30 protein-coding genes are annotated in these 25739 nt (G+C 66.7%); 13 read left to right on the top strand and 17 right to left on the bottom strand.

The window, feature by feature from the left end; translation table 11 throughout:
• The first annotated feature begins 45 nt into the window (after positions 1-45).
• A complete protein-coding gene (locus ACT53N_RS07640; protein ID WP_476063328.1) occupies positions 46-1116 on the top strand; it encodes a glycerophosphodiester phosphodiesterase in 1071 nt (356 codons plus the stop codon).
• 87 nt (positions 1117-1203) lie between these two features.
• Positions 1204-2505 carry a hypothetical protein gene (locus ACT53N_RS07635; RefSeq protein WP_476063327.1) on the top strand — a complete coding sequence of 434 codons (1302 nt, stop codon included), beginning with the start codon at positions 1204-1206 and terminating at the stop codon, positions 2503-2505.
• A gap of 10 nt (positions 2506-2515) precedes the next feature.
• Here the strand turns inward: ACT53N_RS07635 and ACT53N_RS07630 are convergent, their stop codons facing one another.
• Positions 2516-4369 carry an ABC transporter transmembrane domain-containing protein gene (locus ACT53N_RS07630; RefSeq protein ID WP_476063326.1) on the bottom strand — a complete coding sequence of 618 codons (1854 nt, stop codon included), beginning with the start codon at positions 4367-4369 and terminating at the stop codon, positions 2516-2518.
• 124 nt (positions 4370-4493) lie between these two features.
• Here ACT53N_RS07630 and rpmE point away from each other — a divergent pair, with 124 nt between their 5' ends.
• Positions 4494-4724 (top strand): 50S ribosomal protein L31, encoded by a 231-nt coding sequence (gene rpmE / locus ACT53N_RS07625; protein ID WP_004616338.1) that lies wholly within the window; start codon positions 4494-4496, stop codon positions 4722-4724.
• A gap of 87 nt (positions 4725-4811) precedes the next feature.
• Here rpmE and ACT53N_RS07620 read toward each other — a convergent pair whose 3' ends face one another.
• Positions 4812-5300, bottom strand: coding sequence for a YcgN family cysteine cluster protein (locus ACT53N_RS07620; protein ID WP_476063325.1), 489 nt, complete (start codon positions 5298-5300; stop codon positions 4812-4814).
• Between the two features lie 54 nt (positions 5301-5354).
• On the opposite strand from ACT53N_RS07620, the gene pbpC reads away from it, so the two are divergent.
• Entirely contained in the window at positions 5355-7556 is a 2202-nt protein-coding gene (pbpC, locus tag ACT53N_RS07615) for a multimodular transpeptidase-transglycosylase PbpC (protein WP_476063324.1), read from the top strand.
• Here pbpC and ACT53N_RS07610 read toward each other — a convergent pair.
• The 3 genes from ACT53N_RS07610 to ACT53N_RS07600 are packed head-to-tail and all read right to left on the bottom strand — an operon-like array spanning position 7553 to position 9976.
• On the bottom strand, positions 7553-8266 hold the full coding sequence (locus tag ACT53N_RS07610; RefSeq protein WP_476063323.1) for an aspartate/glutamate racemase family protein: 714 nt from the start codon (positions 8264-8266) through the stop codon (positions 7553-7555). The two genes, pbpC and ACT53N_RS07610, sit on opposite strands and share 4 nt — an antisense overlap.
• Before the next feature lie 49 nt (positions 8267-8315).
• Positions 8316-9041 (bottom strand): ABC transporter permease, encoded by a 726-nt coding sequence (locus tag ACT53N_RS07605; RefSeq protein ID WP_476063322.1) that lies wholly within the window; start codon positions 9039-9041, stop codon positions 8316-8318.
• A complete protein-coding gene (locus tag ACT53N_RS07600) occupies positions 9041-9976 on the bottom strand; it encodes an ABC transporter ATP-binding protein (protein ID WP_476063321.1) in 936 nt (311 codons plus the stop codon). The genes ACT53N_RS07605 and ACT53N_RS07600 overlap by 1 nt, the downstream gene beginning before the upstream one ends.
• A 100-nt stretch (positions 9977-10076) precedes the next feature.
• Here ACT53N_RS07600 and ACT53N_RS07595 point away from each other — a divergent pair, with 100 nt between their 5' ends.
• Both ACT53N_RS07595 and ACT53N_RS07590 read left to right on the top strand, forming a co-directional pair.
• Positions 10077-10577: a DUF2975 domain-containing protein gene (locus ACT53N_RS07595; protein WP_096052540.1), complete on the top strand. Its 501-nt coding sequence runs from the start codon at positions 10077-10079 to the stop codon at positions 10575-10577.
• Positions 10577-10816 carry a helix-turn-helix domain-containing protein gene (locus tag ACT53N_RS07590; RefSeq protein ID WP_476063320.1) on the top strand — a complete coding sequence of 80 codons (240 nt, stop codon included), beginning with the start codon at positions 10577-10579 and terminating at the stop codon, positions 10814-10816. The genes ACT53N_RS07595 and ACT53N_RS07590 overlap by 1 nt, the downstream gene beginning before the upstream one ends.
• Here the strand turns inward: ACT53N_RS07590 and ACT53N_RS07585 are convergent.
• Together ACT53N_RS07585 and purE are read right to left on the bottom strand one after the other, a co-directional pair.
• The gene (locus ACT53N_RS07585) at positions 10813-11898 is read right to left on the bottom strand and encodes a 5-(carboxyamino)imidazole ribonucleotide synthase (RefSeq protein WP_476063319.1); all 1086 of its coding nucleotides are present in this window, start codon (positions 11896-11898) and stop codon (positions 10813-10815) included. The genes ACT53N_RS07590 and ACT53N_RS07585 overlap by 4 nt on opposite strands.
• A 5-nt stretch (positions 11899-11903) precedes the next feature.
• Positions 11904-12395 carry a 5-(carboxyamino)imidazole ribonucleotide mutase gene (gene purE, locus ACT53N_RS07580; RefSeq protein ID WP_476063318.1) on the bottom strand — a complete coding sequence of 164 codons (492 nt, stop codon included), beginning with the start codon at positions 12393-12395 and terminating at the stop codon, positions 11904-11906.
• 229 nt (positions 12396-12624) lie between these two features.
• On the opposite strand from purE, the gene ACT53N_RS07575 reads away from it, so the two are divergent.
• The 3 genes from ACT53N_RS07575 (at position 12625) to ACT53N_RS07565 (ending at position 15626) form a co-directional block, all read left to right on the top strand.
• On the top strand, positions 12625-13338 hold the full coding sequence (locus ACT53N_RS07575) for a GGDEF domain-containing protein (protein WP_476063317.1): 714 nt from the start codon (positions 12625-12627) through the stop codon (positions 13336-13338).
• A gap of 137 nt (positions 13339-13475) precedes the next feature.
• Complete coding sequence (locus ACT53N_RS07570; protein WP_476063316.1) at positions 13476-13835, top strand: response regulator; 360 nt, start codon at positions 13476-13478, stop codon at positions 13833-13835.
• A 69-nt stretch (positions 13836-13904) separates the two neighbouring features.
• Positions 13905-15626 carry a M61 family metallopeptidase gene (locus ACT53N_RS07565; protein WP_476063315.1) on the top strand — a complete coding sequence of 574 codons (1722 nt, stop codon included), beginning with the start codon at positions 13905-13907 and terminating at the stop codon, positions 15624-15626.
• Positions 15627-15669: 43 nt separating this feature from the next.
• Here ACT53N_RS07565 and ACT53N_RS07560 read toward each other — a convergent pair whose 3' ends face one another.
• The 3 genes from ACT53N_RS07560 to ACT53N_RS07550 are packed head-to-tail and all read right to left on the bottom strand — an operon-like array spanning position 15670 to position 17053.
• Entirely contained in the window at positions 15670-15900 is a 231-nt protein-coding gene (locus ACT53N_RS07560) for a YdcH family protein (protein WP_476063314.1), read from the bottom strand.
• A gap of 57 nt (positions 15901-15957) precedes the next feature.
• A complete protein-coding gene (locus ACT53N_RS07555; RefSeq protein ID WP_476063313.1) occupies positions 15958-16431 on the bottom strand; it encodes a TIGR02444 family protein in 474 nt (157 codons plus the stop codon).
• A gap of 4 nt (positions 16432-16435) precedes the next feature.
• On the bottom strand, positions 16436-17053 hold the full coding sequence (locus tag ACT53N_RS07550) for a UbiX family flavin prenyltransferase (RefSeq protein ID WP_476063312.1): 618 nt from the start codon (positions 17051-17053) through the stop codon (positions 16436-16438).
• A 129-nt stretch (positions 17054-17182) separates the two neighbouring features.
• Between ACT53N_RS07550 and ACT53N_RS07545 the strand changes: the two genes are divergently transcribed.
• On the top strand, positions 17183-17356 hold the full coding sequence (locus ACT53N_RS07545) for a YdcH family protein (protein WP_476063311.1): 174 nt from the start codon (positions 17183-17185) through the stop codon (positions 17354-17356).
• 80 nt (positions 17357-17436) lie between these two features.
• On the opposite strand, the gene ACT53N_RS07540 is transcribed toward ACT53N_RS07545, so the two are convergent.
• Both ACT53N_RS07540 and ACT53N_RS07535 read right to left on the bottom strand, forming a co-directional pair.
• Positions 17437-18144 (bottom strand): DUF1013 domain-containing protein, encoded by a 708-nt coding sequence (locus ACT53N_RS07540; RefSeq protein WP_476063310.1) that lies wholly within the window; start codon positions 18142-18144, stop codon positions 17437-17439.
• A gap of 140 nt (positions 18145-18284) precedes the next feature.
• Positions 18285-19259 carry an NAD(P)H-quinone oxidoreductase gene (locus ACT53N_RS07535; protein ID WP_476063309.1) on the bottom strand — a complete coding sequence of 325 codons (975 nt, stop codon included), beginning with the start codon at positions 19257-19259 and terminating at the stop codon, positions 18285-18287.
• Between the two features lie 74 nt (positions 19260-19333).
• On the opposite strand from ACT53N_RS07535, the gene ACT53N_RS07530 reads away from it, so the two are divergent.
• The gene (locus ACT53N_RS07530; RefSeq protein ID WP_476063308.1) at positions 19334-19540 is read left to right on the top strand and encodes a DUF1192 domain-containing protein; all 207 of its coding nucleotides are present in this window, start codon (positions 19334-19336) and stop codon (positions 19538-19540) included.
• 180 nt (positions 19541-19720) lie between these two features.
• The gene (gene rcdA, locus ACT53N_RS07525) at positions 19721-20230 is read left to right on the top strand and encodes a protease adaptor protein RcdA (protein ID WP_476063307.1); all 510 of its coding nucleotides are present in this window, start codon (positions 19721-19723) and stop codon (positions 20228-20230) included.
• A gap of 10 nt (positions 20231-20240) precedes the next feature.
• On the opposite strand, the gene ACT53N_RS07520 is transcribed toward rcdA, so the two are convergent.
• Positions 20241-20918 (bottom strand): COQ9 family protein, encoded by a 678-nt coding sequence (locus tag ACT53N_RS07520; RefSeq protein WP_476063306.1) that lies wholly within the window; start codon positions 20916-20918, stop codon positions 20241-20243.
• Between the two features lie 181 nt (positions 20919-21099).
• On the opposite strand from ACT53N_RS07520, the gene rpsU reads away from it, so the two are divergent.
• The gene (gene rpsU, locus ACT53N_RS07515; RefSeq protein ID WP_096053900.1) at positions 21100-21333 is read left to right on the top strand and encodes a 30S ribosomal protein S21; all 234 of its coding nucleotides are present in this window, start codon (positions 21100-21102) and stop codon (positions 21331-21333) included.
• 75 nt (positions 21334-21408) lie between these two features.
• Here rpsU and ACT53N_RS07510 read toward each other — a convergent pair whose 3' ends face one another.
• The 4 genes from ACT53N_RS07510 to ACT53N_RS07495 are packed head-to-tail and all read right to left on the bottom strand — an operon-like array spanning position 21409 to position 25577.
• A complete protein-coding gene (locus ACT53N_RS07510) occupies positions 21409-22839 on the bottom strand; it encodes an ABC transporter permease (RefSeq protein WP_476063305.1) in 1431 nt (476 codons plus the stop codon).
• Positions 22836-23753 carry an ABC transporter ATP-binding protein gene (locus tag ACT53N_RS07505; protein ID WP_476063304.1) on the bottom strand — a complete coding sequence of 306 codons (918 nt, stop codon included), beginning with the start codon at positions 23751-23753 and terminating at the stop codon, positions 22836-22838. The genes ACT53N_RS07510 and ACT53N_RS07505 overlap by 4 nt, the downstream gene beginning before the upstream one ends.
• A gap of 37 nt (positions 23754-23790) precedes the next feature.
• Positions 23791-24747, bottom strand: a complete 957-nt coding sequence (locus tag ACT53N_RS07500) for an alpha/beta fold hydrolase (RefSeq protein ID WP_476063303.1) — start codon at positions 24745-24747, stop codon at positions 23791-23793.
• A 59-nt stretch (positions 24748-24806) separates the two neighbouring features.
• Positions 24807-25577 (bottom strand): M23 family metallopeptidase, encoded by a 771-nt coding sequence (locus ACT53N_RS07495; RefSeq protein WP_476063408.1) that lies wholly within the window; start codon positions 25575-25577, stop codon positions 24807-24809.
• Positions 25578-25739: the final 162 nt, after the last annotated feature.

Here is a 25739-nt window from a genome sequence, read left to right as displayed (position 1 = left end):
CAAGGTCTAGCCAAACCGTCACATCCGCGCGCTAAATCGCGGGCCATGACCCTACTGACCCGTCGCGCCCTGACCACCGCCGCCCTCGCCGGCACGTTTCTGCCGGGCCTCGCCCGCGCCCAGAGCAAGAAGCCGATCGTCATCGGCCACCGCGGATGCAGCGGCGAGCGTCCGGAGCACACCGCCCTGGCCTATGAGCGGGCCATCGATCAGGGCGCGGACTTTATCGAGCCGGATCTCGTCCCCACCAAGGACGGCCATCTGGTGGCGCGTCATGAGAACGAGATCGGCGGCACGACCGACGTCGCCGCGCGTCCCGAGTTCGCCGCCCGCAAGGCCACCAAGACCATCGACGGCGAGCAGGTGACCGGCTGGTTCACCGAGGACTTTACGCTCGCTGAGCTGAAGACCCTGCGTGCGCGCGAACGCCTGCCGCAGCTGCGACCCGCCAGCGCGGCCTTTGACGGTCAGGCTCAGATCCTGACGTTCGAAGAGGTGTGGGCGATCGCCCAGGCCGGGTCCAAGCGGACGGGTCGCACGATCGGCGTCTACCCCGAACTCAAGCATCCGACCTATTTCGCAGCGATCGGCCTGCCGACCGAGGCCCGCCTGGTCACAAAGCTGAAGGCGCTGAGCCTGAACTCGGCCACCGCCCCGGTGTTCGTCCAATGCTTCGAGGTCGCGCCCCTGAAGCGATTGCGCGCCCTGACCTCGGCGCGCCTGGTGTTTCTGGTCGATGCCGAAGGCGGGCCGGCCGACCAGCCCGGCGTCAAGTACGCCGACCTGATCACCGCCCGGGGCCTGAAGGACATCGCCGTCTACGCCGACGGCCTTGGCCCCAACTGGAAGCTTGTGGTTCCTCACGACGGCCAGACCCTCGGCGCGCCGACCACGCTCATCCGCGACGCGCACGCTGCAGGGCTAGCAGTGCACCCCTGGACGGTGCGCGCAGAGAACGCCTTCCTGCCCGCCAGCCTGCGCAAGGGCGACGCCGCCAGCCCAGGCTTCCTGGCTCAGCATGGCGACTCCGAAGCCGTGCTGAAGGCGCTCTACGCGGCGGGCGTGGACGGCGTGTTCAGCGACTTCCCGGCCCTGGCCGCAACCGTCCGCGGCTGACGAACGGCAGATCGTTCCTCGCTATTGCGTCGACCCGGCGCGTCGGTGCAGCGTGCGCCCGCTTCGAAGTCACATGCGAGAAACGCCATGAAGATCCGTCACGCCGCTTCGGCCGCCGCGCTCGCGGTCGCGCTGGTCTTTGGCGGGCCGACGCTGGCTTCACCGGGTTCGGATCTGTTGGACCGCGTCGCCGTCGACTTCGTGCGCATGACGCTGGAGGCCGGCGAGCGCGAGTCCGGCTATGTCGACGCCTACTATGGTCCGCGCGAATGGCAGGACTCCGCCAAGTTGGCGCCGCGTCCGGTGTCGGTGCTGCGCAAGGAAGCCGACCGCCTGCAGATGCTGTTGGCCAAGGTCCCCGACAAGGACCTGACCGCCGACCAGCGCCGTCGCAAGCTGTTCCTGCGCGGCCAGTTGAAGGCGGCCCAGACGCGCCTTGCCATGATCGCCGGCGAGACGTTCAGCTTCGAGGACGAGGCCGAGGGCCTGTTTGGCGTGCGTCCGGTTCTCAAGCCGCTGAAGAGCTACGATCCGATCCTGGCGCGGCTCGAAAAGATCGTACCCGGTGAGGGAGACCTCGCCGCCCGCGTCGACGCCTTCCAGAACCGTTACGTCATCCCGACCGACAAGGTCGGTAAGGTGATGGAGGCCGGTATCGCCGCCTGCAAGGCCAAAACCGAGCAGCACATGAAGCTTCCGCCCGGCGAGCGCTTCGATCTGGAGTTCGTTACCAAGAAGCCCTGGAGCGGCTACAACTGGTACAAGGGCGACGCCAAGAGTCTGATCCAGATCAACACCGACCTGCCAATCTATATCAGCCGCGCCTTGGACCTGGGCTGCCACGAAGGCTACCCTGGCCACCATGTCCTGAACGCCCTGCTTGAGCAGAAGCTGACGAAGGAAAAGGGCTGGGTCGAGTTCAGCGTCTATCCGCTCTACTCCCCGCAGTCGTTCATCGCCGAGGGCTCGGCCAATTTCGGCATCGAGCTGGCCTTCCCGGGCAAGGCCAAGACCGCGTTCGAGCAGGAAAAACTCTATCCGCTAGCGGGCCTGGATTCGAAGACCGCCGAGGCCTTCGACGCGCTGCAGCAGGCCAAGGCGGCGCTGTCCAGCAGCGGAAACACCGTCGCGGCCCTCTACCTGTCGGGCAAGATGACCAAGGCGCAGGCCGTCGAGGCGCTGATGAAGTACAGCCTCTACTCCCGCGGCGCGGCCGAGAAGCGAGTGTCGTTCATCGAGACCTACCGCTCGTACGTCATCAACTACAACATCGGCCAGGACATGGTCCGCGACCATGTGCTGCGCGCCGGCAAGACCGAGGAGGCGCGCTGGAACGCGATGGAGCGCCTGCTCAGCGAGCCGACGACGCCGGCGGATTTGAAGCGCTAGGTTTCGGCCCCTAAGCCGCTTCGACCCCAAACTGCAGCCGCGCCAGTCGCGCATAGAGACCGCCCTTGGCGAACAGCTCCGCGTGGGCGCCCTGCTCAACGACGCGGCCCTCTTCCATGACCACGATGCGGTCGGCCTTGAGCACGGTGGCCAGGCGGTGGGCGATGACTAGTGTGGTGCGGCCTTCCATGGCGGTGGCCAGAGCCTGCTGCACCAGCTGTTCGCTCTCGGCGTCGAGGGCGCTGGTGGCTTCGTCCAGCAACAGGATCGGGGCCTCGCGCACCAGGGCGCGGGCGATGGCCAGGCGCTGGCGCTGGCCGCCGGACAGGGTCTTGGCCCGCTCGCCGACCGGGGTGTCGAAGCCCTCGGGCAGCGCCGACAGGAAGCCGGTAGCCTGGGCGGCGTCGGCGGCGGCGCGCACCTCTTCGTCTGTCGCGCCGGGACGGCCGAAGCGGATGTTGTCCATCGCCGAGCCCGAGAACAGCGGCGAGTCCTGGGCCACTAGGGCCATGCGCGCGCGGACCTCGGCGGGCTCGGCGTCGCGCAGGTTCACCCCGTCCAGCAGAATGCACCCGCTTTGCGGGTCATAGAAGCGCAGCAGCAGGCGCAGGACGGTGCTCTTGCCCGCGCCTGAGGGACCGACCAGGGCCACCGTCTCGCCGGGCTTCACCCGCAGCTCGAAGCCGTTGAGGGCGGGAAGATCGGGCCGCCCGGGATAGGCGAACACAACGTCCTCGAAGGCGATCTCGCCCTGGCCGGGGACCGGCAGTGCCTTGGGCGCGGGCGGGGCGGCGATGTCGGGCTTGGCGTTGAGCAGTTCGGAGATGCGATCCATGGCGCCCGAGGCCTTCTGGACATCGCCCCAGACCTCACCCAGAGCGCCAATCGAGCCGGCGGCCATCACCGCCAGCATGGCGAACTGGGCGAGGGTGCCGCCGGTCATCTCGCCGGCCAGCACCAGACGCGCGCCGGTCCACAAGAGCAGAGTGATCCCGCCAAAAGCCAGGGTGATGACCATGGCCGTCATGCTGGCGCGCGTGGTGATCCGGCGGACCGAAGCCTTGTAGGCCGCCTCCACCGCCGCGCCGAAACGCGTCGACGAGGCCGACTCGCGTCCGAAGGCCTGCACGGTCTCCAGCGCGTCCAGGCTCTCGCCGGCATAGCCCACGGCGTCGGCGAACCTGTCCTGGGCGGTGACGGTCAGTTTGCGCACGCGACGACCGACCAGGAACATCGGGGCCAGGATCACCGGCACCATCAGCACGATGAAGCCCGCCAACTTGGGCGAGACCACCGCCATGGCGGTCAGGCCGCCGATCAGGTTGAGGATGTTGCGCAGGGCGATCGAGATCGAAGCCCCGACCAGCTGTTCGACCAGCGCCACGTCCGTGGTCAGGCGCGACAGAACCTCGCCTGTTCGCGTCTTCAGGAAATAGGGCTGATCCAGGCTCAGCGTATGGCCGTAGAGCTTGCGCCGAAGATCGGCCACCACGCGCTCGCCCAGCCGGGTGATGAAGAAAAACCGCAGCGCCGTGGCCAAGGCCAGCACCAGGGCGACCGCGCCCAGGCCGACAAAGGCGCTGTTGATGGCCGCGTCCTGCCCCTTGGAAAAGCCATGATCGATGACGTTCTTGAACGCGTAGGTCAGACCCAGGGTCGCGGCCGTCGAGAACAGCAGGAAGAAGCCGGCCGCCAGGCCATCGCCCTTGTGGGCGATGACGAACGGCAGCAGGTGAGCCAGAGGGCGGATGTCCTTGCGGCGCGGCCGGCGAGCCCCGGCCTCGGTCATGCCCTGGACCAGTTCGGCTCCCGCGCCGGGGCGACCTTCGACCTTCTGGTCGCCGCTGTTCGCGTCAGTCATCAACAGTCCCTTGCCAAAATCGCGCGGGTTCTTTATAGCCGCGCGTCTTCGAGGGCCACCCCGCGCGTGCGCGAGATGGCGCTTACCCCATTCTCACTCGCCGGCTTAGTCGGTCTGGATCGCCGCCATGAAACAAGACATTCACCCCGACTACCACTTCATCACCGTCACCCTGACGGACGGCTCGAGCTACAAGACCCGCTCGACCTACGGCAAGGAAGGCGCGAACCTGGCGCTCGACATCGATCCGCGCACCCATCCGGCGTGGACCGGCGGCAACGCCCAGCTGATGGACCGCGGCGGTCGCGTCTCGCGCTTCAACGCCAAGTTCGCCGGTTTCACCGGCAAGAAGGCCTAAGCACCCTTCTCGCCGTAAGGGCGACGAGAGGCCGGCTCCGCGTTTGCGGGCTGGCCTTTTTCGTGTCTGGAGCTCAGGTAACGCCTCCTAACTCTCCTCCGGATCGTAGAGATCGTCCCCGCGATCACGCATCAGGTCGGTCGCGACAAAATCCATCGCATCCTCGGCGTCCTTGAAGCTCAGCTCCGATACCGTCTGGTTGCGGATCGAGATTCCAGCCTTGTGCGTGCTCTCCGGATCACCGGTCACCAGCGGATGCCACATCGGCAGGTCCTTGCCCTCATGCAGCCGGCGATAGGCGCAGGAGGGCGGCATCCACTCCAGATCCTCGATATTGTAAGGCGTCAGCTTGATGCAGTCGGGCACCGTCTTCTTGCGGTTCGGATAGTCCTTGCAGCGGCAAAGGCGCTCGTCGAACAGCTGGCAGTGCACCCGCGTGGGGATGATTTCGCCGGTGTCTTCGTCTTCGAAGCGAACCAGGCAGCAAAGACCGCAGCCGTCGCATAGGCTCTCCCACTCGGGGACGGTCATTTCGGCGAGCGTCTTCGTCTGCCAGAAAGGTTTGCGTGGCGTCATAGCGCCGTCCTAAACCCGATTTATCCGGCGACCAACTAGAGCCTGACGCACACCGTGAACGACTGGACGCTTCCGCCCTACAAGTTCGACGACGGGAAGAGCCCCGGAGAGCCGCCGAAGCCCGGTCAGGCCTCGGCCAGCGATAGCGTCTCGCATGACCCCTGGGCGCCGCAGGGCCATGACCCGTTCCGTCTGTCCAGCGACACGCCCCCTGCGCCACCGCCGTCAGAGCCGCCGCCGGAAGAACCCTTCCGCGCCGATCTCAAACACGCCGCGGCCAGGAAGAAGTCCCGGAAATGGGGATGGGTGTGGGGAACGCTCCTGGTCGGTTTCCTGCTTGCTGTCCTCAGCGTCGCCGCCGGCGGCGCCTATGTCTGGTTCAAGTACCTGAAGGACACCCCCGCCCTGCCCTCGCGTGAGGCGCTGTTCGCGGTGAACCGGGCGCCGGGTATCCGCTTTGAGGACCGCAACGGCCAGGTGATCGCCACGCGCGGCCCGCGCTATGGCCAGCGCATCACCCTTGGCGCGGTGCCCAACTATGTGCCGATGGCGTTCCTGGCGGCCGAGGACCGACGCTTCTACCAGCACGGGGCCATCGACCTCCAAGGCATCGCCCGGGCCGCCTGGATCAACTGGCGCGCCGGGAGGACCCGCCAGGGCGCCTCGACCCTGACCCAGCAACTGGCCAAGGGCCTGTTCCTGACCCCCGACCGGGTGGTCAAGCGCAAGCTCCAGGAGATGCTGCTGGCCTACAAGCTCGAGCAGGTCCTGACCAAGGACGAGATCCTCGAGCTCTATCTGAACCGCATCTATTTCGGCGCCGGCACCTATGGCATCGACGGGGCCTCCCAGACCTATTTCGGCAAGCCCGCCAGCCAGCTCACCCTGTCGGAAGCCGCATTGCTGGCCAGCCTGCCCAAGGCGCCGTCTCGCCTCGCCCTGACCAACGATATGGAGCGCGCCTTGGCGCGTTCTCGCCTGATCCTGGCCAACATGCGCAAGGAAGGTTGGATTACGGCCGAGCAGGAAAACCGCGCCCTGGACGACACGCCGCGCCTGTCCCCGATGGCGCTGCAAGACGAGGGCGACTACGGCTGGGTGCTCGACTACGCCACCACCGAGGCGGTCAAGATCGCCGGCCAGAACGCGCCGGACCTGGTGGTGCGCCTGACGATCGACCCCTTGCTCCAGAGCGAGGGCGCCGAGGTCGTGCGCCAGACGATGGCCACCGAGACCACGCGCTCGGGCGCCAGCCAGGCGGCGCTGCTGTCGCTGTCGGCGGACGGGGCCATTCGCGCCATGGTCGGCGGGACCGACTATTCCGAAAGTCCGTTCAACCGCGCCATCCAGGCCAAGCGCCAGCCCGGCTCGACGTTCAAGCCGTTTATCTACGCCGCCGCCGTCGAGAAGGGTGTCTTGCCAACCGACATGCGGGTGGACGAGCCGGTCAAGTTCGGGACCTGGGCGCCCGAGAACTACAGCGGCGGCTATCGGGGGCCGATGACCGTCGAGCAGGCTCTGGTCACCTCGATCAATACGGTGGCTGTAAAGCTCGGCCAGGAGGTCGGCGGTCCGGCGATCGGCGATCTGGTCCGTCGCTTCGGCATCACCAGCCTGCCGCCGTCGCCTGACCTCTCGGTGGCCCTGGGCTCGTATGAGGTGAACCTTCTGCAGATCACCTCGGGCTTTCAGGTGTTCCAGCAGGGCGGACTCCGGATCGAACCCTATGTGATCGAGTCCATCACCACCCAGGGCGGCCAGCAGATCTTCCAGCATCAGCCGCCGCAGGGCGAGCGTCGCGTCTACGACGTCGCGCACGCCAGCATGATGGTGAAGATGATGAAGAAGGTCGTCTCCCAGGGCACCGCCCAGCGGGCGGCCTTCGGACGTCCCGTCGCAGGCAAGACCGGCACCAGCCAGAACTGGCGCGACGCCTGGTTCGTCGGCTTCACCCCCGACTATGTCACCGGCGTCTGGGTCGGCAACGATGACGAAAAGCCGATGAACAAGGTCGTCGGCGGCGACATCCCCGCCAGCATCTGGCGGCGCTTCATGATGACCGCACATCAGACCCTGGCCGTCCGCGACTTCGAGTGGTTACTGCCCGACCCCGCCCCGCAGAGCGAGCCGGATCCGCGCAACGGCTTCTACGAGACGCTATCGGCCGAGTTCTCGCGCGCGGCGTCAGAGCTGGAAGCGGCGACCCCCGTCGCGCCGCCTTCAAGTCAGCCCGCGCCGGACAACCTGCCTTACTAAAGGGTGGCCGGCGTCAGCGCCCGCTCCACCGCGGCCATCGCGTGAAGGGTCGTTGTATCGAAGACAGGAACCGGGCTGTCGTCCTGCGAGACCAGCAGCATGATCTCCGTGCAGCCAAGAATGATCGCCTCCGCGCCGCGGGCGACCAGCCGTGCGATCACCGCCCGGTAGGCCTCGCGCGAGGCGTCCAGCACCCGGCCTGCGACCAGTTCCTCGTAGATGATCCGGTGGACGGTCGCGCGATCCTCGGCCTCGGGCGTCAGAACCGTAAGGCCGTGCTTTCGCTCCAGCCGTCCGCGATAGAAGTCATGCTCCATCGTGAAGGCCGTGCCTAGAAGGCCCACGGTAGAGATCTCCGCCGCGCGGATCGCCTCGCCGGTCGGATCAGCGATATGCAAAAGCGGGATATGCACCGCCGCCTCGATCTCGTCGGCCTCGCGATGCATGGTGTTGGTGCACAGCACCAGGAAGTCCGCGCCGCCCGCCTCAAGGGCCCGCGCCGCATCAGCCAGACGCCGCGACAGCTCCGGCCAGCGCCCAGCGTGCTGCAATTGCTCGATCTCGGCGAAGTCGAAGGACCACATCAGGGTCCGCGCGGAGGCGACGCCGCCCAGCCGCGCACGGACAGCCTCATTGATCAGCCGATAGTACTGGGCCGAGCTTTCCCAGCTCATCCCGCCGATCAGTCCGATCAGGGCCTGTTCGCTCATCGCGCGCTCCACTTCACCGCTGCGGAGCGCTCTAGCAGCCCGACGCGCGCTACAGAACCTCTCGCCGCGCCAGATGGATGATCGCCGAGACCAGGACCAGCAACCCGAGGCCGCCGCCGAGCGCCAGGGCCGTCTCGATACGCCAAGCATCGCGCGCCATCATGTTGACCGGCATCTGCCAGGGGAAGAACACGCCCTGCTTGGCCGAGGTGGCGACCACGGAGAAGAACGTCCCCCCAATGCCGAGCGCCAGGGCCGGCACAAAGCTGGCGAACCGCAAGGCCGTCCAAAGCTGGATAGCGATCATCAGCGTGGCGGCGGCCATCACCTTGGCTAGGAGAAGGGCATGCTTGGCCAGATCCGGCGCCCCCACTGGCATGACGACGGGCTTGATCGTCCCCGCGAGGGTCACCGCGCCCCACGTGAAGAGCAGGTTCAGCGCGCTCATCGCCGCGACGAGGGCGATCACGCAGGCAGCCTTGGCGGCGTAGAGTTTCAACCGCGCGACAGGCAAGGCGCGCAGATGATCCCAGCTCCGGGGCGCATGCTCCATCTGTGCAACCAGGGCGGTCAGGGCCGTCACGCTCATCGGCAACATGAAGAAGGCCCACACCGTGCCCGACATCTGCAGGCACATCTCCCACGGCGGGGCCTTCTTGCCGCGCAGCAGGTTGAAGAACAGGAAGATGGCGATCAGGGTCGGCGCAGCGACGGCCAACAACGCCGCCAGCGAGCGGTTCAGCTTGCGGACTTCAACGGACAGGACGGCGAGCATCAGGCGGCCTCGGCTTGCGATGAACGGGACGCGGCGACGCCGCGATAGATGTCCTCCAGGGATCGCGGCTTGGGCCCTACGGTGAACACCGGCGCCCCGCCCGCGACCAGCACACGGACGAGCTCGGCGGCGGCCTGGTCGGCGTCCTGACCAGGCTTCAGCGCCACCGAGAGGCCGCCCTCGACGGCGACCGGCGAATGGCCGCTGGCCAGCAGCGCCTGGACGGCGCGGGCGTCGTCGCCTGTCCGCACCAGGATCTCGGGCGCCAGATCGGCCTTCAGCCGCGACAGCTCGCCCTCGAGCACCAGCCGCCCGTCGTTGACCACGCCGACATGGGTCGCGGTCTGCTCGATCTCCCCCAGCAGGTGGCTGGAGAGCAGCACGGTGGCCCCCGTGCGGTCTGGCAGGCTTCTGAGGAACCGGCGCATGTCGGCGATGCCGTCGGGATCGAGGCCGTTGGTCGGCTCGTCCAGCACCAGGATCGACGGCGCGCCTAGCATGGCGCGGGCTAGGCCCAGCCGCTGGCGCATGCCCAGCGAATAGCCGCTCACCTTGCGGTCGGCGTCCGCGCGCATTTCCACGACGTCCAGTACGCGGTCGATCTCGGTGGGCCGCAAGCTCAGGAGCGTGGCGGTCAGTCCAAGGTTCTCTCGACCCGTCAGATTGCCATAGAAGCCGTGCGCCTCCAGCAGCGCGCCGACCTGCCGGGCCGCGCCGATGCGGTCGCGCGAGACGTCGATCCCGTTGACCCTCACCGTCCCTGCGCTGGGGCGGATCAGGCCCAGGATCATTTTCAGGGTCGTGGTCTTGCCCGCGCCGTTCCGGCCCAGGAAGCCGTAAACCGCCCGCTCTGGCACGGTCATCGACAGATCATCGACCGCCAGACGCGCGCTGAAGCGGCGGGACAGGCCTTGAGTCTCGATAGCGGCGGACATTGGCGGCGCTCACGAAATTTAAGTGAGAGATAAAGTTGCGGAGTTGGAATCTTTAAGTCAAGATTAAAGACAAGACAGGTTTCCAACCCCCTCGCCGATCATGAGCCAGACCGAAATCCTCGCCTTCCGCCGCCGATGCCGCCAGTTCCGCTGGCTGGCGATGTTCATGGTGATCAGCGTCGGCCTGCTGGTCGCGCTGATGGCCTGGGTGTTCCCGTTGCTGCTGGTGCTGCTCAAGGATGCGCCCTGGCGTCCGGGCGCGATGCTCGCCGCGACGGTCTGGAACCTGCCGATCGCCTGCTATCTGTTCGCGGTGTGGACCATAGGCCAGACGCTGGGCGAACTCGCCAACGGCCGGCTCATCCAGGCCGCGCTGCCGCCCGCCTTGCGTCGCGTCGGACTGGCTCTGGGCGCCGGCGGGCTGACCAGCGTCTTCGTCGTCACGAACCTGATGCGGTTTCTGGGACAGGCCAAGGGCGGCTATCTGCACTTCGACGTCGCCGGCATGACGCTGGGCATGATCGGCGGCGCGCTGTTCCTGCTGGGCCGGGTGATGGACCAGGCCCTCGCGGCGCAGGCTGAACTCGACGAGATGATCTGATGCCCGTCCGCGTCACCCTGGACGCCCTGATCGTCGCCAAGGGCCTGAAGGCGCGCGACCTGGCGGCGGAGGTCGGTCTCAGCGAAACACAGCTGTCCCTGTTCCGCTCCGGCAAGGTGAAGGGCATCCGCTTCCGCACCCTGGCCCGCCTCTGCGCGGCCCTGGACTGCAAGCCTGGCGATCTCTTGGACTACGACTTCGACGCCGACGACCTGAACGGCCCGCACGAGGCGGACTAGTCGCGCAAGGGCCGCAGGCGGTTCACATGCCCCATCTTGCGGCCGGGACGCGCCTCGCCCTTGCCGTAAAGGTGCACGCGGGTCTCGGGTTCGGCGGCGAGCTTCCTCCAGGCGTCGACGTCGGCGCCCAGGAGGTTGGTCATCTCAACGTGATGATGGGGCTCGGTCGGGCCCAGGGGCCAGCCGGCGACGGCGCGGATGTGCTGCTCGAACTGATCGACCTCGCAGCCGTCCTGGGTCCAGTGGCCGGTGTTGTGGACGCGCGGCGCGAACTCGTTGACCAGCAGCTTGCCGCCGGAGAGTTCGAACAGCTCCACGCCGATGACCCCGACGTAGTCCAGCGCAGTGAGGATCTTGGCCACGATCGACTCGGCCTGATCCCGCGTGGCCGGGGTGATCTTGGCCGGCGCAACGGTGCGGCGCAGGACGCCGCCCTCGTGGTGGTTCTCAGACACCGGATAGCAGGCGATCTCGCCGTCGCGGCCGCGCGCTGCGATGACCGACAGCTCACGGCCAAAGTCGGCCGGCGCTTCAAGAATCGCGGGCTGACGGCCGATCTTGTCGAACGCCGCCTCGGCGTCACTGGCTTTCTGGATCCAGGCCTGTCCCTTGCCGTCATAGCCTTCGCGGCGGGTCTTGAGCAGCGACGGCGCGCCGATCCGGGCGACGGCCTCGGCGAGGCTCTGACTGTCGTGGACGGCGGCGAAAGCCACCGTGGGCACGCCGATCTCAGCCATGAACGTCTTTTCGGCCACGCGGTCCTGAGCGGCGGCCAGGGCCTTGGCGCCTGGCGAGACAAGGGCCCCCAGCGCCGTCAGCTCCGAGACGGTGTCGGCGGGGACGTTTTCGAATTCATAGGTGACAACGTCGCAGGCTTCGGCAAGGCGCTTCAGCGCCCAGCGATCGTCGTAGGCCGCAACGATCTGGCGCGCGGCGACACGGCCAGCGGGCGAGCCTTCCTCGGGGTCCTGGATCACAACGTCGAAGCCCAGCCGCGCGGCGGCCAGGGCCAGCATGCGACCCAACTGTCCCCCGCCGAGGACGCCGATGGTGGAACCGGGAACCAGGGGGAACGAAGCCATTGGGATCAGTCCTCGACGCTTTCGGCGACGCTATCGGTCTGGGCGGCCCGGAAAGCGGCCAGGCGGCCAGCGAGCGCCGTATCGGACAAGGCCAGGATCTGGGCTGCGAGAAGTCCGGCGTTCTTGGCCCCCGCCTCGCCAATGGCCAAGGTGGCGACAGGAATCCCGCCGGGCATCTGAACGATCGAAAGCAGGCTATCGAGCCCGGAAAGCGCCTTGGACTGTACGGGCACGCCCAGGACCGGCAAGTTGGTCATCGAGGCCGCCATGCCCGGCAGGTGCGCCGCGCCGCCGGCGCCGGCGATGATCACCTTGTAGCCGGCCTTCTCGGCCCCCGTCGCGAAGTCGAACAGTCGCTGGGGCGTGCGGTGGGCCGAAACCACCTTGGCCTCCCAGGCCACACCCAAGCTGTCGAGCGCATCGGCCGCGACCTTCATAGTCGGCCAGTCCGAGCGGCTGCCCATGATGATAGCGACGGGAGGCGTGGTCGAAGGCATCGGCGTCGTCCCTTGAACTCGGCGGCGGCGGATGAAAGCCGCCCCGTATGCGGGCCGCTCCCCGTACGCAACCCCAAAACGACACGAGGTCGCTCAAGCCGGACATTGGACGCGCGTTTGGCGTCCAGATCAGGCCCTGGCCCTGCGACTCTTCGGCGCCTGGATTGCGTCGAACGCCGTTCCCGTTAACCATGTCCCGCAGCTGTGCAATTCGATTCTCCATAAGGCCATGAAGATCTCAGGCGCCCGGACCGAACCCTTCGCCGCCATTCGCAAGCGCGCTTTGGCGCGCGCTGGCGCGCAGGTCGCGACCCGCGAGGTGTCCGCCCCCGACAGCGCAGCTTTCCTGGGTCTGACCGAGGCCGACCTTACGCCAAAGGTCGTCGAGGCGCTGCAAACCCTGATGAGCGAGATCGAGGACCTGCGGAACGAGGTGTCGGTCCTTAAGCTCCGGCTCAATGAGGCTCAGGGCCTCGCCGACATGGACGTCCTGACGCCCGTGCTGAACCGTCGCGCCTTCCTTCGCGAGATGAAGCGCGTCGCCGCCTTCGCCCAGCGCTACGGATCGCCCGCCAGCATCGTTTTCTTCGACCTCGACGGCTTCAAGAGCGTCAATGACCGCTTTGGTCATGCGGCGGGCGACGAGGCCTTGAAGGCCGTCGCCAAGCGCTTGCTGGCGAATGTCCGGGAAAGCGATATCGTCGGCCGGATGGGCGGCGACGAATTCGCCGTGCTCTTGGCGCAAGCCGATAAGGAAACCGCCCTGGCCAAGGCCCAAAGCCTGGCTGAGGCTGTCCGCGCCGCGCCGGTGGAGTTTGGCGAATGGTCGGCGCCGCTGCATATCTCGTTCGGCGTGCGGGAAATCGAGCCCGGTGCGGATCCCGAGGAAGCGCTGGCCGAAGCCGACGCGGCGATGTTCGTTCGCAAACGCAGAACCGCCTAGGCCAACGCCACCCACGGCGCCCAAACCTTCGCTATGGCAACCGCTGATCGTGCGACCTTATCGCACGGCGACTCACTCTGCGTGTCCGGGCTAACTAGCTTCACGGTTTGTTAAGCATGAGCGCGAGATTGAAGGTCATGCAGCGTATCCTGATCGCCGAAGACGATCCGGTTCTGTCGATGATCTACGAGATCACCCTGACGGAAGCTGGATTTGACGTCCTGCTATGCAGTGACGGTCAAGAGGCGTTTGAGGCTCTGGACACCTTCGGACCCGATCTGGTCATCACCGATTTCACCATGCCCCGCATGAGCGGCGGCGAACTCGTCAGCGCGGTGCGCCGAGCCCTGCCCGGCGCGGTCACCTTGATGGCCTCGGCTATCGATCCTCGCCTGCTCAAGGATGACCAACATGCGGATGCGCGGCTGGAAAAGCCGATCACGCCGGGACGTCTTCTGCAGACGGTCCGCGCGCTGGAGAGCCGGCAAGCGGCGTGACAGAACTTTAAGCTGACCCACCCCCTGTCGCGCCCCTAGGGTGAGCTCCGAAATTCAGGGGAGCTCTCGATGATCTGCGGTCGCCCAAAGGCGGCTTTGGCCGCCCTGATGCTGGCGATCGCCGGAGCGGCGTCCGCCCAGGCGGCGACGCCAAAGCCCAGCGTGAACGTCTATCGTGTCGCGCCCCTTCTTGAAACCGGCGCGGTCCGCGCCGTTTCCGTCACCGTGACCCTGCCCGCAGACGCCGACGGCGTGACCCGTTTGCGCCTGCCTACCGAGTGGGGCGGCGGCGAGCGGCTCTGGCGCTTTCTGAAAAATCCCGCCGTGACGGGCGGCCGACTTGCCCAGGCCGATGAGAAGACCTGGGTCGTCACCTCCAAGCCGCGTGCGCCGCTGACGGTCCGCTATCAGGTCGTCGGCGCCTACGAGGGCCCGCCGCCGCCCGATGGCCCGAACTACGGCCAGCCGATCGTCGAACCCGACGGCTTCTATCTGATCGGTCATACCGTGTTCGTGACGCCCGAAGGGCGGGAAGGCGATCAGGCCAGGTTCGTCTGGGATCCTGCGGGATCCTCTCTGCGACTGGCCACCGACCTGTCGTCGATGATGCGAAAGCCGGCCCCGATCGAGCAACTGGGCCCGAGCGTCCTGATCGCCTATCCGGACCTGGTTGAGGCCCGCCGAGACCTTGACGGCGCGCCGCTGACCGTCGCGATGCGCGGGCAGTTCCCCTTCAGCGCTGAGGCTTTCGCCGACATGGCGGCGCGATCGATCAGCGCGACCCGCGCCTTCTGGGGCGATGGGCGAACGCCTTTCCTGATCACCTTCGCCGCCCTGCCTGCGCCGAAGGGCTGGACCTCATATCGGGGAACCGGGCTGGACGACGCCTTCGCGGTGATCTCGACCCAGAACACCAAACTTGAGGACTATCGCCTCTTCCTGACCCACGAGTACCTGCACACGTGGAACGGCGAGCGGCTGGGCGGTGCGATCGATGGCGCGCGCGAGCCCGCCGGCTACTGGTTCAGCGAGGGCTTCACCGACTACTACGCCCGCCGCCTGGCGCTGCGATCGGGCCTCGTGGACCTGGAGACCTTCGCCGCCGCCTGGAACGAGGCCCTGGAGGCCTATGCGACGTCATCGGCGATCGAAGCGAACAACGATGAGATCGTCGCAAAGTTCTGGAGCGACAAGGCCGTTCAGAAGCTGCCCTACCAACGCGGCGCGCAGCTGGCCGTGCTGGTGGAAAACAGGCTCACGGCCAAGGGCGGCCTCGACCGCGTCATGTTGGCCATGCGCGATCAAGCCGCCCGCCGCCGCGGCGAAAATCCCATTCCCGCGCCGGAGGCCTTGGTTCCCATATCCCGGAGCCTGACCGGCGTCGACCTGACGCCCGAGATCGACCGCTTCGTGACCCGAGGCGAACGGATCCTGCTGCCGCCGGACGCCTTTGGCGGGTGCCTCACTGTCGAGACCCTGACGCGACCGGCCTACTGGCTGGGCCTTGATCTCGCCGAAACCGGGAGGGGACGCATGATTGCGGGCGTCGATCCCTCGGGCCCCGCCTATGCTGCGGGCCTTCGTGACGGCATGAAGTATCTTGGCCGCCAGGGCGGCAAGCCCGGCGACAGCACGGTCGAGGTCGGGCTCGCGGTGGAAAAAGACGGAAAGCCCGAAGTGATCCGGTTCCTGCCGCGCGGCCCGGGCCAAGTCACCGTGCAACGGATCAAAACGCCCGCGACGCTGACGCCCGAAGCGCGAGTCGCCTGTGCGAAGGCGGTGGCGGGCTAGCGCCTGTTTATCTGGTTTAGATGGTTTCCAAACCAGATGAGCTTTAGGCGATGATGTCCGGCGTCAGGAGATCCTCCAAACGGCCGATTTCGTCCTTCAGGGCCAGCTTCTTGCGCTTCAGACGCGCGATCTGCAGCATGTCGGGCTGGAAGCGCTCTTCCAATGCCCGGATCGAGTCATCGAGGTCCTTGTGCTCCTCGCGCAGGTCGGCGAGGCGACGTTCGATCGCGATGTCGGTATCATCCGACGGATCATCGTCGTTCATGGACGTCATCTCGGTGGGGCCCCTTCAGGGTCATAGATAGCAAAGGCTGACGAGCGGTAAAGGCGCTCAGTCCTGCGGGGCTTCAAGCGTTGAGGCGAGCCTTTCCAGCGCGGCGCGGCGCGGCGGATCGCCGGACGCTTCCGCGGCGGCCACAAGACCGTCCACAAGGCTCGCAGGAGCGGTTGGCGGCCCCGCAAGGGCCTCGAGGCTCTCCATCAGCACCCGCTCGCCCCGGAGCTCCACGGCCTTCACGGCGTCACGGAAGGCTTCCTTGCTGATCTCGTCGACGGACGGCCGTGGCGCCTTCAACGCCCGTCGCACGCCACGCAGGGGCGCGCCGACATCCCGGTCCCAGCCGCGCATCACGCCGGCGGCGGTCTTCAGATCCGCCGACCTCCCCTGCTCGGCCATCCAGGCGGCCCAAAGCAGGTAGGGCACGTTCTGACCGTGGGCGTCCTGCAGGTGCAGGCACGCCTCTGCGACAGGTTGCCGCGCATAGGCGTCCAACGCCCAGTCCCAAAGCCCTTTAGCCGCGCCCATCGCGTTAACCTTCCGACTTGCCGGTGATGGTCTCGAGATCCTCGCCCCATCGCTTCACGGGTCGCCAGGACAGACCAAACAGATCAAGCACCCGGCCCACCGACTGGTCGACCATCTCCTCGATCGAGGCTGGTTTGGCGTAGAACGCCGGCAGAGGCGGGGCGATCACCGCGCCCATCTCGGCCAGGCTGGTCATCGTGCGAAGGTGACCCAGATGAAACGGCGTCTCGCGCACCATCAGCACCAGGGTCCGACGCTCTTTCAAGACAACGTCAGCTGCGCGGGTCATCAGCGAAGACGTTACGCCCGTGGCGATTTCGCTCATCGTGCGGACCGAACAGGGCGCTATGAGCATGCCCAACGTGCGGAACGAGCCGGACGCGATCGAGGCGCCGACATCTGCGGCGCGGTGGACAACATCGGCCCTGGCGCTGACGTCGGAGACCGACAGACCCGTTTCCTGGGTCAGGGTCAGAGCGGCGGACTTCGACATGACAAGGTGGCTCTCGACCCCCAGGTCTCGGCACGCGTCAAGCGCCCGAAGTCCGTAGGCCACCCCGGAAGCGCCCGTTATGCCCACCACTAGACGTGGGCGATCAGCGTTCTTTGAGCCGTCCGACATGGTGAATTTTTATCCGTCATGGGAGCAAGCCGCGCCACGTCAAGCGGGGCCGATTGCAATCATATGTGATCTGACAGCGCCGCGCAGCGGGTGTTCACTTTCCTCTCCAACAGCAAGGAGCCGAGAGCCATGGCCATCGAATCCCGTATCCGCGAGCTTGGGTCCCGTCACGAGAACCTCGATCGCAAGATTCAGGAGGAGACCAATCGACCCGGTAGCGACGGAACGGCGCTCAGGGAGCTTAAGCGGCAAAAATTGCGGCTGAAGGAAGAGATCGAGGGCCTTAGGGCTCGAATGCACTAGCTGCTAGAGGCAGCCGAAAAACGAGAGGCCCCGCTCCGGCAAGGAGCGGGGCCTCTGCTATTTTGGGGACGAGCTGAGGCTTAGTCCTCGTCTTCCTCGTCCACGTAGCCCGTCGACTGGCCGAACACGTCCTCGGCCTTGATCTCGCCGCGCTTGGCCCGGAAATCTTCTTCCTCGACCTCGGGCTCGAACTGGCCCTCTTCCGAGGCGGGACGCAGGGTGGGGTCTTCCGGCAGGATGCCCTTCTTCAGATCATCCTTGGCCTTCTTCTCGGCGGCCTTCTTGACCAGGGCGTCCAGCTCCAGCTGACCGACCAGACCCAGGGTCACCGGATCGACCGGCTTGATATTGGCCGCGTTCCAGTGCGTGCGGGCGCGCACCTGCTCAATCGTGGCCTTGGTGGTGCCGAGGATCTTGGAGATCTGGGCGTCCGTGACTTCCGGGTGGTGACGCAGGAACCAGGCGATGGCGTCCGGACGGTCCTGGCGGCGCGACACGGGCGTATAGCGGGGCGCCTTCTTGGCCGGCTTCAGGAGCTCGGCGTGGCGGCTCACCTGGGCCTTCATCCGATAGTCGGGGTTGGCCTGGGCGCGATCCAGCTCCTCGCGGGTCAGCTGGCCGTTGCCGATCGGATCGGCGCCGCGGATGTCGCGCGCCACTTCACCATCGGCGATGCCCCGCACTTCCAGCGGGTGCAGGCCGCAGAAATCGGCGATCTGCTCGAAGCTGAGCGAGGTGTTGTCCACCAACCAGACGGCGGTCGCCTTGGGCATCAGGATGTCGGACATGCGGTCCTCCAGAAATGACGGCGCCCGGCCTTTCGGCCGGGCGGGTTGTTGGTGAACGCTATAATCCGGTTCTCGTGAAAAGGGAACGGGGCACAAGCAGAGACGGCGATCTCACCGCTCAAATTTGCACGCTCATTACTTCAGACCGTCAGGACCACCTTGCCAACATGCTCGCCCGCCTCGAGGTGAGCGTGAGCCCCGGCCGCCTCGGCGAGAGGGAAAGTCGCGTCGATGATCGGCGTCAGCTTGCCTGCAGCGACCCACGGCCAGACCCCGCGCTCGACCTCTGCGGTGAGGCGCGCCTTCTCGTCCGCAGAGCGCGGTCGCAGGGTCGAGCCCGTGATCACCGCCCGCTTCTGCATGATCTTCATCACCGGAACCTCCAGCGTCGAACCGCCGAGGCTGGCGATGTAGACGATGCGGCCGCCGATATTCAGCGCATCGAGGTTCTTCTCGAAATAGCTGGCGCCGACCATGTCGAGGATCACGTCCGCCCCGCCGGCGGCCTTGACCACCTCGGCGAAGTCCTCGGCCTTTGCATCGACGGCGATGTCAGCACCCAGCGCGAGCGCCTTGGCTTTCTTGTCGGCGCCGCGCCCGGTGGCGATCACCTTGGCGCCGGCGGCCTTGGCCATGGCGATCGCGGTTGTTCCGATTCCGGACGTTCCACCATGAACCAGAAGCGTCTCCCCGGCCTTGAGCGCGCCATGCTCGAACACATTGGCGAAGACGGTGAAGACGGTTTCGGGCAGGGCGGCGGCGTGGATCAGGTCCAGATCGCCCGGGATCGGCAGGGCGTGGCGAGCGTCGACCACGGCGTACTCGGCGTAGCCGCCGCCGCCGAGCAGGGCGCAGACCTTGTCGCCCGCCTTCCAGCGGCCCGCACCCACCACGACCTCACCGGCCACTTCCAGACCCAAGGTCGCGGGCGCGCCCGGCGGCGGCGGATAGAAGCCCATGCGCTGTAGCAGGTCGGGGCGGTTCACCCCGGCTGCGGCCACCTTGATCAGAATTTCGCCCGGGCCCGGCGTGGGGCGATCTGACTGAACGGCGTGTAGCGCCTGAGCAGGTCCCTTGCCGCCTTCGATAGCGATCGCCGTCATCGTCTCGGCCATCGTGGGCTCCTTGTGATGCTTGCCTTGCGGCCTAGGTAGGCGTCAGATGTCTGACAGAAAAGGGAGAAAAGCCGATGTTCGAGGAGCCTGCGGAAGCCCGCGCCTTCAGCGGACGCGCTCTGAACGAGGCGACCCATGAGGACCTCGAGGTGTACGGCGTCTCGGAACTGGAAGAGCGGATAACCGCGTTGCAGGCCGAGATCGAACGCACCAAGGCCCAGCTCGCCAAGAAAAAGGCCGGGCGAGATGCGGCCAATGCGCTGTTTGGTCGCCTGGACTAACGGTTCCTTTAAGGTTTCGGTGAGGTTACTGGCGGCTTAAGGCGTCTTTCGCCTTGAGGGGTTTTAGGTCGGTTCGAAAGGGCGGGTCGCGAAACGGGACGGTTGGCTCTGGCACGGGCGTTGCAGTTCGGTCGCCAAGCGGGACGTCCTCGCGGCCTTTCGAAGGGGCATTGAGTAGCTATGACCGAAGTGAACGCGTTCGCGGACACGCCTTGGCGCGCTGGAGTGATCCAGGATTTCGCGCGATCGGAACTGTTCGACCGGACCTTCGAGGAAGGCATGCAGCTGGTCGAGGAGACCGCCGCCTATCTCGACGGGGCCGGACGCCATGACAGCAAGGTCCTCTCGCGCAACGCCGCGCTAGGCTACGCCACCGAAAGCATGCGCCTGACCACCCGCCTGATGCAGGTGGCCTCGTGGTTGCTGGTGCAGCGCGCCGTCCGTGAAGGCGAGATGCCCCCGGAAGCCGCCTGCGCCGAAGCCTATCGCCTGGGCGAGGAAGCCCCCGCGGACGGTCCGGCCGTCGAGGAACTGCCCTTTGGCCTGATGAACCTGCTGCAGCGTTCCGAGCGCCTCTATGAGCGCGTCCGCCACCTGGACCGCCGGATGTACGTGGAGTCTCCGAACGAGGAGGCGCCCCGCCCGGTGCAGGCTCAGTTCGATCGCCTGACGGCGGCGTTCGGGGGCTAAGCCCCCTCGCCTAGCGGCCGAACCGTATCCGGGCCAGCGCAGAGACCATGTCGCTGGCCAGGTCCATCGGCTTCAGGCCCGCCTTCCACTTCTCGAAGGCCATCACGTTGTCTATCCGCGCATCCAGATGCGACAGCGCCGAGACGCGCCCCGAAGCCATGTCGACGGCCAGGGTCGAGATCAGGATCCCCGACAGGATCGCCCGCTTGGAGTAGTGGTTTTCGTCCGTGGCGGTGTCACCAGCCCAACGCCAGATCACATCGGCCGATTCCCACGTCAGCCTCAGGGCCAGGGCCAGGTTGGTCGGAAAGGCCAGAAAGGCGGCTAGGGGGCGCAGCACATCCGCGTGCTCCTGCGCCGCATCGAGCCGTGCGACGACGCCTTCGCGGATTCGCTGACGAATCTTCAGGGCGGCGACGTCGAGCGCTTGCAGGCGCCCGAGAGCCGCCGCGTCATGGCGTCGCGACAGCAGCGCGGCCAGATCGCGAGGCCCTTCAGGCAGCAGCAACTGCCCGTCGCCGTCAGATAGTCCGGCGGCCGCCAGCGCACGGCTGACGAGTCCGCTGTTCCAGCCGGCTTTTGGCGCAAGACGCAGGGCCTCGTCCAGAACGCGCTGTTCGGCCTGTTCGGCCCAGTTCAAGCCGGCCTGGTCGGAAGCTTGGCCGGAGGTGTCGACGGTTTCGCTCATGAATCCGAGTCTACACCGTGGTTTAGGCCGCGTCGCGCATGGACAGCGGCCGTTGGCTCTGCTATCAGCCCCGCCTCATCGCCTGGAAGCACCCCTTCCGGGGCACTGGTTTTATTCGCCCGCCCGGCCCCTCAAGAGGGACTTGGGAATATTGGTCGGGCTGTCGAATGGAGAGATACCCCTGGTCCAGATTTTCGTCCGCGACAACAACGTCGATCAGGCCCTGAAGGCTCTGAAGAAGAAGATGCAACGCGAAGGCTCGTTCCGCGAAATGAAGCGGCACGTGCATTATGAAAAGCCGTCGGAAAAGCGCGCTCGCCAAAAGGCTGAAGCCGTCCGTCGCGCTCGCAAGCTGGCCCGCAAGCGCGCTCAGCGCGAAGGCCTGCTGCCGATGCCGAAGAAGCCGAGCCGGTAAGACCGGAGCTTCTTCACATCGCTGAAGATTCGAAGGCCGCGCGGTGATCCGCGCGGCCTTTGTCATTTCCAGACTCTAGCCCGCCTGCTTTCGCGCGATCTGGCGGATCAGGGTCTTGAGGTCGATCTTACCCGTCGCCAGCGCGCCGACATGGAACGCCCGCGTCGAGAACGCCACCAGGGCGATCGTGGTCACCACCATCAGAACCGTTGTGCCGACCACCTGAACCAAGGGCGGATCCCCGGCGATCCGCACAGGCATCAGGAACGGCGTGAACGGCGGAATCCACGAGAGCGTGGAGAGGATCGGCGAGTCCGGCGAGCGGATCGCTTGGCTCATGAAAATGATCGGGATCGACATCACCAGAATGATCGGCCCCAGCAGGGTCTGGGCGTCGCGTTGAGTCTCGCAGAACGCACCGACGCCGGCGAACAGGGCGGCGTACATCAGGTAGCCGCCCACCAGATAGACGCCGAAATAGAACACTAGCCCCTTGCCTAGCAGCACGGCGGCCAGATCGCCCGCCAGACCGGGCGCGAAGTTGATGAGGGCCACCCAACCCGCCATCGCCCAGACCCCCATAACCGTGAGGGTCAGGCCCGCAACGCCCAGGATCTTGCCGCCCATGATCTCAGGCACCGAAGCCGATGACAGCAGGACCTCCAGGATCTTGCTCGACTTTTCCTCGATCACGCTGTTCAGCAGGATGCTGGCGCCGGTCATCACCATCGACCACAGCAGGAAGCCGGCGGCGAGGCCGACATAGGTGGGCAGCCGATCGCGCAGCGCGACCTTCGCGCCAGAGGCGGCCTTCGGCGACAGACTATTGAATGCGGGCTTGAGGGCGTCGGCTTGGCTGAGGGTCTGCGCCGAGACGCCGGCCCGGGCCAGGGCCCGCTCGCGCATGATCTCGCTGACGGTTTGACGCAGATCGCTCTCCAGAACCGGCGCCGCGAGATTCCGGCTCCACAAGTCTAGGGTGACGTTCGCGTCGCGTCCGCTGATGATCAGCACCGAGTCCAGACGCTTCTCGGCGACCTCGCGGCGAGCGATCGCGCCCGCCTCGGCGGGGGTCTTTGCGGCCAGGGCCTGGGCCGGAGGCGGCAGCACGATCGCGTCGACCTTGGGCGGCTTGAAACGCGCGGCGGCCGTCGGGTTGAAGCGCGCCAAGGCTTCGCGCCCCGCGGCGTCGCCGCCTTCCTGCTGCGCCTTGCGAACCGCTTCCTGCGCCTCGGGGCCCGCCGATGACAGCGCCGCCGCCCGGAGAGCCCTAGACGTCGCGCGATCCTGGTCCTCGGCCATGGCCTGCGTGATGGCGGGCGCGAATGACTGTTGGGTCAGGTCGATGATGGCCAGCCGTTCGGGCTGGGCCGACTTCATCATCAGCAAGGGCGCTGAGGTGCTAACGCCCATCACCAAAGGCAAGGCGATGATCGACAGCCAAAAGCCCACCGTTCGGACATAGGCCAGGTATTCCCGGCGCGCGATCTTCAGCAGGCGGCTCATGCCTGGCCTCCCGTCAGAACGATGAAAGCGTCATGCAGGCTGGGCTCCTTGAGCTCGAACCGTCGCAACAAGAGATCTCGGGCGAACGCGGCCTTCAGAGCGTCCTGCCCGGTGCCAACTTGCGGCAAGCGAGCGACATGACGCCACCCGCCTTCGGGCAGCGCCTCGGAGGTGACCTCGCCAAGACCGGGCAAGGCGACGACCTCCTCGGCCGTCAGTTCGCCTTCCAGGACCAGCGCCCGCGGCGCGGCCGACCGCGCGCTGGCGACATCACCGTCGAAGACCTTCCGGCCCCGCGCCATCAGGACCACCTTGTCGCAAAGCCGCTCGGCGTGCTGCATCACGTGGGTGGAGAACAGCACAGTGGCGCCCCGCGCGGCGATCTCGCGGATCATGGTCTCAAGCGCTTGCTGGTTGACCGGGTCGAGACCGGAGAAGGGTTCGTCGAGCACGACCAGTTCCGGCTCATGCGCCAGGGCCGAGAGAAGCTGAACCTTCTGGGCCATCCCCTTGGACAGATCCTTGATCGGCCGCTTCATGGCGAAGCCCAGGCCTTGAGCCTCCAGCAGGGCCACGGCCCGCTTACGGCCTTCAACCTCGGGCACGCCCTTGAGGCCGGCAAAGAACGCGATCGCGTCGATCGGCGTCATGCGCTTGTAGAGGCCGCGCTCCTCGGGGAGAAAGCCGATCCGTTCGCGGACTCTGGTCGCGTCCGGCGCCCCCAGGACCGATATCCGCCCTGCGGTAGGCGGCAAGAGCCCCAGGATCATGCGGAGCGTGGAGGTCTTCCCGGCGCCGTTCGGACCAAGGAAGCCGGTGATCCGTCCGGCCGGAACCTCGAAGCTGACATCGCGCACGGCGTGGAAGTCGTCGTAGGTCTTGCTGACCCCTTCCAGGGTGACGGCGCTGACCATGAGACGGCTCCCGAATCGCTCCTACGCTCTGGTTGTATCAGCCCTTCCCGCGAGCGTCGGCCACGAAGGCGATGGCGCGGACGATATGATCGGCGAAGCGGCGCCCGATCAAGAGCTGGTGGGTCGCGGCCTCGACGTGATCGACATAGCCATGCACCGCGCGACGAGCCGGAGCGGCTTGCATTTCCTTGCGGAGCTCACGCCCCGCAACGGGCCCCGCCGTGACCACCGCCATCGGCCACTTGGGATCAAATTGCGGCTGAGCGGCGGCCTGAGCCGAAGCCTCGGCCCACAAGCCCACCTCCTCGGCAGCTGTGCGGTTGTGACGGCCGTTGGCGAACGCCCACCCCTTCTCGGCCTTGGCCGCCGGGGGGAGGTCGATCTTATCGCCGAGACGCGTGTGGATCAGCGGCTTGTAGAGCCCGATCGAGGCCCCGAACGCGGCCCATTTCGACACCCGCGCGAAGGTCTTGATGAAGCCCTGCATCGACGGGTTAAGCGCCGCCTCCGGCGTCGCCGCATCGACCATGACAAGGCCCGCAATCTTGTCGGGGTGGCGACCGGCGTATTCGCGCAGCCGAAGACCGGCCATCGAGTGGCCAACCAGGATGTAGGGGCCAGGCTCGCCGGACGCCGCGACCAGCTTCTCGAAGTCCGAGACGATGGCCAGTCCATCCCTAGGGCTCGGGCCTTTGGGGGAAAAACCCATGCCGGCGCGATCATAGGCGCAGGATCGCCAGCCTGCGGCGGTCAAAGCCTCCTGCGCCGCCCCCCAGTCCGCCGCGAAGCCGAAGGCTCCCGCCTCCAGCCACACTACCGGACGGTCGCTGCGGGGCCCTTCGCACACCAGACGCAGCGTGCGTCCAGGCTCGATCTCGACCATCTGGCCGCGAAGCTTGGGCGCGCCTGTCGCGGTCATCAGGCCACCCGCGGCGATGTAAAAGAAAAAGACAAGGGCAAGGCCCGCGACGCCACGACCGACAAGCTGGATCATGGAGACCAATGTAGTGGCGCTTCGCGAACGGTCGAGACCATCGAGCGCCGGTTTCGACGTTAAATCGCCGCCTCGGTGGTCGCTGGCGTCGTCGAGGCGGCGGGCGCCGGAACTGTCGCCACGGAAAGGGTAGCCTTGACCCGTCCATTTTTCAGTCGAGCCACCTGGACCTGCCCTTTTGCGCTCTTGGTCACACCGGGCGGCCAGCGGGACACCGTGGCCTTGTGAACCTTCTTGGACACGCGGCTGGCCGCCCGCAGAGGCAGATCGTCAGCCTCGGCGAAGGTCCGCCCCAGGAAGAAGCTGGGATTGAGGGGCTTGTCGCCCTTGCGGATCTCGAAGTGGAGGTGGGAGCCCGAGGACCGGCCCGAGTTGCCGACAAAGGCGACGGTATCGCCCCGTCGCAGATAGGCGCCGCGCTTCAAGCCGCGCGTCGGACGCGCCAGATGCGCATACATTGTGGAGAGTCCGCCCTTGTGCATGACCAGCACATAGCGGCCGTAAGTGGGACTGACGCCGGTGGCCTTCACGACGCCGGGCGCAGCCACCTTCACGGCGGCGCCGGCGGGCGCGGCGATGTCGACGCCCTGGTGCAACCGGCCGCTCTCCTCCCAGGGCATCTGCCGTAACCCAAACGGGGAGTTGATGACCCGCCCGGGCAGCGGCGCGTCGAAGGCGAAGGCCGGCGGCGGTGATTGCATCTCAAGCTCAGGTTCGGGCGCAGGCTGAGCGGCCGTAACGCTTGCCTGGCCCATGGGAGCGTCAGCGACCCACTGACCCAAGGCGACCGCGCCGTTCAAAGCGCCCGCCATCGCCGCGACGCCCAGCATCGAGAAGAACGCGACGCGCAAGTGCTGCGGCGATAGCGCCAAGCTCCTAGAGACCAAAACCGCTTCCTCTTCGACGTTCGGTCAGTCGAGAAGACCGCGCCTAGGCGATCTTGCTCTCATACTTGACCTTTCGGGATGGTGAATCGGCGGCGTGTATGGATG

Source organism: Caulobacter sp. DMC95 (genome assembly GCF_056313785.1).
Note: the sequence above shows the minus strand (reverse complement) of the source record. Positions and strands in the feature narration are given on the sequence as shown.